At 59.8% G+C, this 8,076-nt stretch carries 9 protein-coding genes and 1 pseudogene; 1 reads left to right on the forward strand and 9 read right to left on the reverse strand.

From position 1 onward, the window contains the following. Positions 1-2,922 precede the first annotated feature (2,922 nt). From JQ624_RS37570 to JQ624_RS37610, 9 genes and pseudogenes are all read right to left on the reverse strand, one after another. Positions 2,923-3,267: a hypothetical protein gene (locus tag JQ624_RS37570; RefSeq protein WP_212423902.1), complete on the reverse strand. Its 345-nt coding sequence runs from the start codon at positions 3,265-3,267 to the stop codon at positions 2,923-2,925. Between the two features lie 199 nt (positions 3,268-3,466). Beyond that, positions 3,467-3,721, reverse strand: a complete 255-nt coding sequence (locus JQ624_RS37575) for a hypothetical protein (RefSeq protein WP_212423903.1) — start codon at positions 3,719-3,721, stop codon at positions 3,467-3,469. 165 nt (positions 3,722-3,886) lie between these two features. Beyond that, positions 3,887-4,186, reverse strand: a complete 300-nt coding sequence (locus JQ624_RS37580; protein ID WP_212423904.1) for a hypothetical protein — start codon at positions 4,184-4,186, stop codon at positions 3,887-3,889. Between the two features lie 69 nt (positions 4,187-4,255). Beyond that, positions 4,256-4,917: pseudogene (locus tag JQ624_RS37585) on the reverse strand (SOS response-associated peptidase). Between the two features lie 30 nt (positions 4,918-4,947). After that, positions 4,948-5,145, reverse strand: a complete 198-nt coding sequence (locus JQ624_RS37590; protein WP_212423905.1) for a hypothetical protein — start codon at positions 5,143-5,145, stop codon at positions 4,948-4,950. A 136-nt stretch (positions 5,146-5,281) separates the two neighbouring features. Further along, a complete protein-coding gene (locus tag JQ624_RS37595) occupies positions 5,282-5,428 on the reverse strand; it encodes a hypothetical protein (RefSeq protein ID WP_212423906.1) in 147 nt (48 codons plus the stop codon). A gap of 41 nt (positions 5,429-5,469) precedes the next feature. Further along, positions 5,470-5,727: a hypothetical protein gene (locus tag JQ624_RS37600; protein WP_212423907.1), complete on the reverse strand. Its 258-nt coding sequence runs from the start codon at positions 5,725-5,727 to the stop codon at positions 5,470-5,472. 333 nt (positions 5,728-6,060) lie between these two features. Beyond that, complete coding sequence (locus tag JQ624_RS37605) at positions 6,061-6,330, reverse strand: conjugal transfer protein TraD (protein WP_212423908.1); 270 nt, start codon at positions 6,328-6,330, stop codon at positions 6,061-6,063. 1 nt (position 6,331) lies between these two features. Next, complete coding sequence (locus JQ624_RS37610; protein ID WP_212423910.1) at positions 6,332-6,658, reverse strand: conjugal transfer protein TraD; 327 nt, start codon at positions 6,656-6,658, stop codon at positions 6,332-6,334. Between the two features lie 171 nt (positions 6,659-6,829). Between JQ624_RS37610 and mobQ the strand changes: the two genes are divergently transcribed. Next, positions 6,830-8,076, forward strand: a 1,247-nt coding sequence (gene mobQ, locus JQ624_RS37615) for a MobQ family relaxase (RefSeq protein WP_212423909.1), incomplete at its 3' end; no start/stop codon positions are given.

The raw sequence follows: 8,076 nt of genomic DNA on the forward strand, positions 1-8,076 counted from the left end.
CAACCGGGCATCGTGACCAAGCGATGCGAGTTTGCGGCTCAGGTGATGTGCGCCGACGCAGGCTTCCATGCCGATTAACTTCGCTTGCTGGCGGGGCAGGAGCACGGCCGGACCATCCCATTAGCAGAAATCGGCCGTTGTTGGTTTTCGCGGGAATCGAATTCAGGGCATTGCCGGGCGACCATGGCGTTCCACCACGGACAAACGCCGCTCAGCCTCTGGTAATTGCCGTCCATCACTTGGAGCGGGGCACCCTTCGGGCGGCGCCGGCAGGCGCACGAGCAGCTGATCATCAAGGTCCATTTCGGCCGCTCGCCCCGAAAGCGCCAGCATCGCTGGCAATGTCGAATTTGCGCAGCGCGGCAACAACTTTGCACTGCCATCAGGTCGACGGTTGTGCTCTCTTTGGCTGCGCGACCTCTCGCTGATCATTTCAGCCCCAGCCCCATGGTCGGCTCGAGAGGGAGCGCTGCCCCGGCGTTGATCCCCACGATTCGAGCCGGTCGCCTTGTTCATGAGTTCACCTGGAGTGACAGCCATGGTGCAGAACCTGGTAGCCGGATTGGTCGTGTGGCTTTGATTATCATGGGCGTGCTTGCCTACGCCCAGAAACACGAGGGGTGCTTGCACGGGCGCTCGCTCCAAACCTTCAGGCCCTGCGGATCAGTTAGCGTTGACCTGTAGCGCTGGCCGCGAGGCTGCGGCCAACCTCGCGCGATTTGGTGCTCACGATCCCGGGCAAATCCCGGTTCGCCTATCTCCGTCTGTACGGGCCGAGCCGAGCCGTTCTTCAACCGAACGTGGATTCGCTCGGCCAGAGCGCTAAGTGATAAGGAAAAAGCCGCCCGGAGGCGGCGAGTTCTTGGTCATCCCTCTTGCGTTCGCCCGAACTGGCTCTTGCGATGCTGCCGTGTCACTGATTGAGCAGGATCGAGTGCCGCTAACGCCTGTTGTTCTGATTGGCGCAATCGCTCGATTTGCATTCTGAAATTCGCGGGCAACTCTCGATCTTCCTTTAATGACGACCTTAGTCTTTCGCCAATCTCTCGAACGATCGCGCGACTATGCCGTGTGTCAATGTCAACAGGATGTCGCACAACGGTTCTCCCGACGCCAAGGTCAGCGCTAGCAGTCTTTCAGATTGAATAGAGACCGCCGCCTTTGGCTAACGTGCGCGAGCGCTTGTTCTTGAACAGCGGGTCCAATGACCTTTGGCTATCCGCGCCGCGACATGCGCCGTTTCGTAACGGCGGGCGACGGTCTCGCAACAACAATTCCGCGCTGAGGACTTCGTTCCGGTTCCATTAACAGCTGTTCAGTTTTCTTTAGCGAACTTCCGTCGCCCAGACTAAGCTGGGGCAAATTCTCCTCGGGATCGTTCTTAGCAATCCATGCGTCGGCCGCGTCGGAGTTCGCAAAGACTGCGGTACGGAGAGCCCAAGCACGGTCCCGCCTTGGGCAGGGGCTTTGGGTGGGGCGAGGACCGTGCAGGCCGTCCCTCTCGGATTAAGACGACCCGCTTTCTTAATGCGAGTGATGGGTGCGATGTTCCGACGAAGATTCGCAGTGCAGTGATCAGTTGCGCAGCTAGAACCGTTCGTCGCCTTTGCGTACAGGCGACGGCTCTCCATCAAGCCAGTCCTGTTCGTCGGCTAACGATCTCCAAGCCGCTTCCATTCGTTTGTACCGCTGGCGTGTCGGTTCGTTGGGTGCCTCTTCCGCGAGGTAGGCGCAGTTCTCCGCGTTTTGCCGGTATATTTCAGACTGCTTCACGGTTGCCTCCAACCTGCGGCCCCGAAACCTGACCCTACGCGCCACCGCGTCGGTGGCCTATGTCGCTTCTTGGAACCTAGCGGACCTGACGTGCGCCTCCTCAATGTCGGCTCGTCGAGGTACGCGGACATCGCCGCAGAGCGCCAAGAGGTCGTTAGTGAATGAACTTAACGCCGATTGTCTTGCCCTGCCGCCAGACCACTTCACAAAGTTCAGTTCTATCAGAGTTGGGAACCAACGTGATCTCGAACCGGCTTGGCAAAAAGTCTACAACTTCGACAACAAGTTCTGCGCCGGATCGCGACAGATTGCTCAGGCGGCATTCGTGGTTCGTCAGACCATGGGCTGTGATCCATGCCGATTGCCAGCGCCGCCGCCGCACTTCGCGTTTGACATTTTTGCGTCTCGGCCCGTGCAACGTAGTGCACCCCTTAGTTCGCCAGTCGGCTAACGCGGTAGCTGATACCGAACCGCCATTCCGTGCCCGCTCCTGTCCTGAACAACGATATCGTCATCACGAGCTTCCTGTTCCATCGCTTCGCAGCACGCGTTCAGCCATGCCGTGCCCGATCTGACGGCTCGACACAGATCGTGGGAAGTTACTAGGAGTTGATTGCTTCCGCTCGCAGCGGCTTCATTCAGTTGGCGGCGCAATTCGTAACCAAAATGATCGACCGAAACCATGGTGGCCTCGCGGAAAACTTAGCCGAATGATCTGATAATCTTTTCAACCATGCATGCTGACTGTCGGCCGGCTGTAGCGGGCGTTGTTAAATCGCTCATCCATCAAATTGAGAAGCAGGAGAGCAACTATGGAAGCCATTGCAACTCTCATAAGAGAAAGGATGGTTGCCGGAACTTAATTCTTCGTTAACGCCGACCTCTGCCATAGCCGGGTCATACCGAGAGGGGTGCTGCTGTTACCAACAAGAACCGACTTCATGAGATGTAAGAGGCCGCCAACTGAGGTACTCCAAACTAGTTCGGAACGATCAACCGAGTTGCGGTAATTTGGCTGACCGTTGGCCGCTTGTTTCCGAGTTGCTGGCGGTTGGAATGGGCGGTCCCAGCCAGCCTCCCAGCCTCCGCTGCTGAGCCGCTTCTCTGCGCGGGTTTTTTGCGCTGAAATGCCCTGCATTCTCCCGCCGCTCACAGTCGCAACGATAGCTGCCGCGTCGGGCCAGCATAGGTATCAACGAAGTCTTGGATATGCTCGGGCACGGGCTCACCAGCAATGTCGCACCGGGTCTGTATTTGTTGAGCGACATCTTTGGAAACGTCGTCCGCCCAATGCTCCAACGTGTTGAAGGCGACGACGCGAACCGGATCATTGAACTGCCCGGTCATAAAATCGCTGATGATGGTTTCGAGGTCCGTGCGCTCGATCTCGGTCTCGCGGTACACGGTGCCATTCTTAAAGCGGTCGATCACGAGGTAGACCGTCTGATCCGCGCCGTAAGGAACGGTACTCGGCGACCAGCCCGTTCTGGGCATGGCAATACTCCAACGCAACAGGTACCCGAAAGGAGATCAAGCTTACACCGGCCGGTTCGTTCCGGCCACTGGGCGCTTAGCCGGTCCGAATCGATCCAGCGGGCTCGTGGTTGGGTCATTAGGGTAGTATGGGCACTGCAGGTTCGACGTTGCGTTGAGATGCGCTAAACCCGTGATGCCCAGTGCGATCAATCGGCGATCAATCAGCCCGATAGTTAGCGACCGGTTCTTCTGCAAATGTAGCTTGGCTATCGCCGCCAGGATCGATTGAGCCACCGTCAAAATCGTCTTCGAGGCGCTGTCTCGTCAAGGCATCCATGCCGTTGCGGTGCAGCCAGAGAAGCCCCGTGGCAAGTTGCCGTAAGTCGTTCCGATCGGCGCCAACAGGGAGCCTTCTCGCCCGACGCAGCGCGTCGGCCGCTTGCTGCTCCAATGCTGACAGCTCGCGTTTCACTTGCGCCCCAACAAATTGATCTTTGTCGCTTGGCGAAAGATCGATCTCTATCTCACTTCACGCGTCAGATTTGTGAAATAGTTCACAGTTCATCTCCGGCCAGACTGCGATCTATCCCCCGCATTACGGAACGGTGCACTAGGCCGCGCTTGTTTCCTCGTGCTCCTATTCCTGACCCTTCGGAACAGTCTCTTTCTCCGGCGACGGCGTTAGCGCCTTATCTTCCGGCGGGGTGGTTGTTCTCAGTTCAGGCGCCGCCATGCACTCACCGGCCCAGAGCTTGGTGCCCTTGACCGTTCCGACAAGCTTGCAGCCCATCGGCGCGGTCGGCTTTACTTGAACAATCGGTTTGCCGCCAACGGTTGGTCGCTTCGCTGGGACGGCCCCTTGGGCGAACGCGGCGCCAGAAACTATGGTTATAACGAACACCAAAGCCGCTCGGGCGGCAGTAGTACTGATGCTCATCGATGTACTCCCCCTCGGCAGTGGCGGGGAAAGCCTATAGTATCACCCCTTTACAGTGAGGTATTGCTTTTACGCCGCTGACTGATCATCCTTGTCCGCTCCCCGCATGTCGATCTTCAGCGCATCATCCGCGAACGGCCGCTGCAGCGCCTTCGCCTCATCCCACGGCGCGCGCATCCAAACGTCGCGCTCTTCATCGGTCGTTAGGATCACCGGCATCGCCTTCGGATGGATGGGCTCGACGACCACGTTCGGCGCAGTGGTCAGGAAGCCGTAGACCTCGTGCGGGCCCGGTATTGGCTTCGACTTGGTGCCGCGATCCCCGTTGTAGGTCGTCCACATGCCCGCGAAGGCGAACAGCGGGCGGGCGTCATTGAGCGCGAACCAGACCACGTCTTTCTTCTTGGTCTCAGGATTGGGCTCCGGTGCGTATTCGGCAAAGCTGTTGGCTGGGACCAAGCAGCGGTTCTCAGGCTTGAGCCATCCGCGCCAGTGCGGCGATGACGTGTTGCGGATATTTGTGACGGCGGACCGCCAGTACGCGGCGGTGGCGGCATGCCCCAGCGCATCATGACTAACTCGCGTTCGGTACCCGCATTGCGAACGACCGGCGCGTGATAGTCGGGGAAGATGCCCGGCATTGGCCGCAGGTTGCCGACGTAGCGGTTCATTGCCCGGAAGAGCGCGCGGATGGCTTCTTGATCGGTGGTGATGCTGCAGAGATTGCACATCGAAGGCTGCCGAGAAGGATCGTTCTTGCGCTAGTCTCTGTTACTATGCAGGTCCCTTAGCTTGCGCATGTAGTAGCCCTGCCTCTGGAGCGCGGAGCTGATCTCGTCGCTGACTTTGACGACCCTCTTCCTGCTCTTCCGCCATTTTCCCTGCGCCGCAGCGGGCGGCATCGGATATCCCGTCTTCACAACGAGCAGATCGCCTTTGGTGTTCAAATACACGTCCATATGCCTCTCTCCCAAAGCGATGAACTTATCGCTTGCGAGCAAAATAATGGGTTACCAAAGTGCAACACCGAGCCCTATTGTGCGCTCGCGATTTACCACCAGCAAGTGCGCGCGGCAGAGGCGCGCGGATCAACGACTATTCTAATACCTCGTACTCGAACGCGACGCCTTCAGGATCATTCTCCTCGAACCACTTTTCCGCGGCATCCACATTTGCGAATACCTTGACGTGGTCTTTGTCTCCGATCTGCTTGCTCGTGTTGACGCAAACAAAAACTGTCATTGGTCCCTCTTCAGCTTGCGTCGGCTGCGCCAAGGCCGAAGCTATCTGGTCAGGTGCGCCAACATGGCCTCACAGGCCGTCTCGGCTTCGGCGAACGTCTTGAAGGGTGATCCGCCCACCCTGATCGCAGGCTTGTTAATATCGATGGGACGCCAAGAAGCTACAAAGCCGGGCTTGCCGTGAACTCCGGGCCCATCTCTACTCTCGTTACTGATTACGAACGAAAAGCCGCGTTCGATCGCGCTCCATATCTCTAACTCCTCTGTTGCAGGACCAACGCGGCTGAAATGCAGGGCCATTTCACCCTCGACGGTGGTGATAACTCTGACGTGACTCGACGCTTCTCCGTTTCCACGGTTCCAACCTTGTCTTGCAACTTTTCCTTGCCGCTCCGGCGGCCGGCTTGACCAAGGGGAAGTGCCACGGAGCCGATGTCATCCTAGGGGTCGTGGATTGCCAGTCGGGAGCCGTAGCTGTGAATAAGCGCCCGAGAGTGACCCTCCAACGCAAATTGGATCAATAGCTTAACTTGCCGATTGGCGTCGGGACCCCGCGCCGATTCACGGGCGCCAAGCCGCATGATGGCGGGCAGCGCTGCGCTATTTGAAGTCTCCGCGCCGCCCGCCATCGCGTCATGCCCGATTCTGTGGCGTTTCCTGCGAAATGGTGGGCGCATCTATCGGCCGTTCCAAAGCGAATGCCTCCTTTCCCTTTGCGGCCCAGAGCGCTCGCGCCTGTTCCCCTTGATTGCTTTTGAGCTTGTCTGCCATCCAGAGCAGCGCGCCGAGGATGATGGCGCGATCGTCGCCGGTTAGGTCCACCACACGAGCCTTGACGACGAGGCCGCCCAATTCGATCAGGTGCCGCGTGCGCTTGCGGCGCTCGACTTGCCATGCGCGCATATCATGCCGCGCCCTTGCTGCCTGTTGACGGTTGCGCGCCGCCCGGTTGCACCCGAGCGCCGCCAGTGTGGCGCTCAGCTGCCGGAGCAGTTCGCCGCGCCCGGCTCTGAAAGAACGCGGCTCCGCGCCTGGCCCATGCCTCCCTCTTTCCAGCATCTTTGGTCTCAGTCAGCACGATCAGCGCGCCTGCCAGTTCATCGACGCTAAGGCTATCTGCCCCGGTGGCGATGACCAATTCGCCGAGCTGCTGCACCTTGCGGCTCTTGAGGTCGCGCGCCTTGTCCTGAAGCGCTTTCAGTTCCCCGTCGAAATCCCGCGGCTTACGCATCACGTTCTCCAGTAATGTTGATGAGGGGATGATAGTTGAGCCCTGGACATAATGCTGTAAGGTCGCCGGGACGGTTTGAGACGGTGTAATCCCGCCCGAGAATTTTTCGAGGGAGGGCGCGCTTATACGTCGTTCCGACGTGCGCTTTGCCGTGTCAATGATCCGGTCGCGATGGCGATCTATCATCTTCACGTCAAGGTCCTTGGCCGCAAGTCCGGCGCAAGCGCGGTGGCATCCGCCGCCTACCGCTCGGGCTTGCGTCTGCGTGACGAGCGCCTCGATCGTGCCCAAGACTTTTCGGCCAAGCGCGGCGTCGTGCATTCCGAGGTGATGCTACCGGAGAACGCACCGGAGGCGTGGCGCGACCGCGAACGGCTTTGGAACGATGTTGAAGCCTTCGAGATCCGCAAGGACGCGCAGCTTGCCCGCGAGGTGGAATTCGCGCTTCCCCGCGAGATGACCCAGGCTCAGGGGATCGAGCTGGCCCGCGACTTCGTGCAGGCTGAGTTCGTGGACCAGGGCATGATCGCCGATCTCAATGTGCATTGGGACATGGCCGAGGACGGCATGCCCAAACCTCATGCCCATGTCATGCTGACCATGCGCGCGGTAAACGAGAACGGTTTTGGCCAGAAGGTGCGGGACTGGAACCGCACGGAGATGGTCGAGCGCTGGCGCGAACGCTGGGCGGAGATCGCCAATGAGCGCTTGGCCGAACTCGACATCGACGCGCGCATCGACCATCGGAGTCTCGAAGCGCAGGGCATCGCACTGGAGCCGCAAGGCCAGATCGGAGCGCCCGCTAAGCGTATCGAGGATCGGGGCATCGAGGGCGACGGCAATGAGGCCGACCGCGCCGAACTGCACCGCGAGATCGCGCGCGGCAATGGCGAGAGGATCATCGCCGATCCTTCCCTTGGACTGGACGCGATCACCCAGCAGCAATCGACCTTCACGCGCCGCGATATAGCTGTCTTCGCGCACCGGCACAGCCATGGCATCGAGCAGTTCAACGAAGTCATGGGCGCGATGCGCAATGCGCCCGATCTGGTCGAACTCGGCAAGGACGCTCGCGGCGAAGATCGGTTCACGACCAGCGCCATGATCGACACCGAACGGCGGCTGCACCATGCCGCCAAACTCATGGCGGAACGGGAACGCTATGAGGTGCGTAACGCGGATCGCGAAGCGGCTCTTGCGCGTGGGGAAGCGCGCGGTGTTGTCCTTTCGGGCGAGCAGGCCGACGCGCTGGTGCATGTCACGGATGGGCGCGATCTCGGAATCATCGTCGGCCATGCCGGAACCGGCAAGAGCGCAATGCTGGGCGTGGCACGGGAGGCCTGGGAAACAGCGGGCTACGAGGTCCGGGGCGTAACGCTGTCCGGCATCGCGGCGGAAAACCTCGAAAGCGGATCGGG

Source organism: Bradyrhizobium sp. AUGA SZCCT0283 (genome assembly GCF_018130385.1).
Taxonomy (GTDB): Bacteria; Pseudomonadota; Alphaproteobacteria; order Rhizobiales; family Xanthobacteraceae; genus Bradyrhizobium.

Coding starts and splice junctions, on each gene's coding strand:
- JQ624_RS37580 (WP_212423904.1), bottom strand. CDS start 4,186: ATGAGCATCAGTACTACTGCCGCCCGAGCGGCTTTGGTGTTCGTTATA.
- JQ624_RS37600 (WP_212423907.1), bottom strand. CDS start 5,727: ATGGCCCTGCATTTCAGCCGCGTTGGTCCTGCAACAGAGGAGTTAGAG.
- JQ624_RS37590 (WP_212423905.1), bottom strand. CDS start 5,145: ATGGACGTGTATTTGAACACCAAAGGCGATCTGCTCGTTGTGAAGACG.
- JQ624_RS37610 (WP_212423910.1), bottom strand. CDS start 6,658: ATGCGTAAGCCGCGGGATTTCGACGGGGAACTGAAAGCGCTTCAGGAC.
- JQ624_RS37595 (WP_212423906.1), bottom strand. CDS start 5,428: ATGACAGTTTTTGTTTGCGTCAACACGAGCAAGCAGATCGGAGACAAA.
- JQ624_RS37570 (WP_212423902.1), bottom strand. CDS start 3,267: ATGCCCAGAACGGGCTGGTCGCCGAGTACCGTTCCTTACGGCGCGGAT.
- JQ624_RS37605 (WP_212423908.1), bottom strand. CDS start 6,330: ATGCGCGCATGGCAAGTCGAGCGCCGCAAGCGCACGCGGCACCTGATC.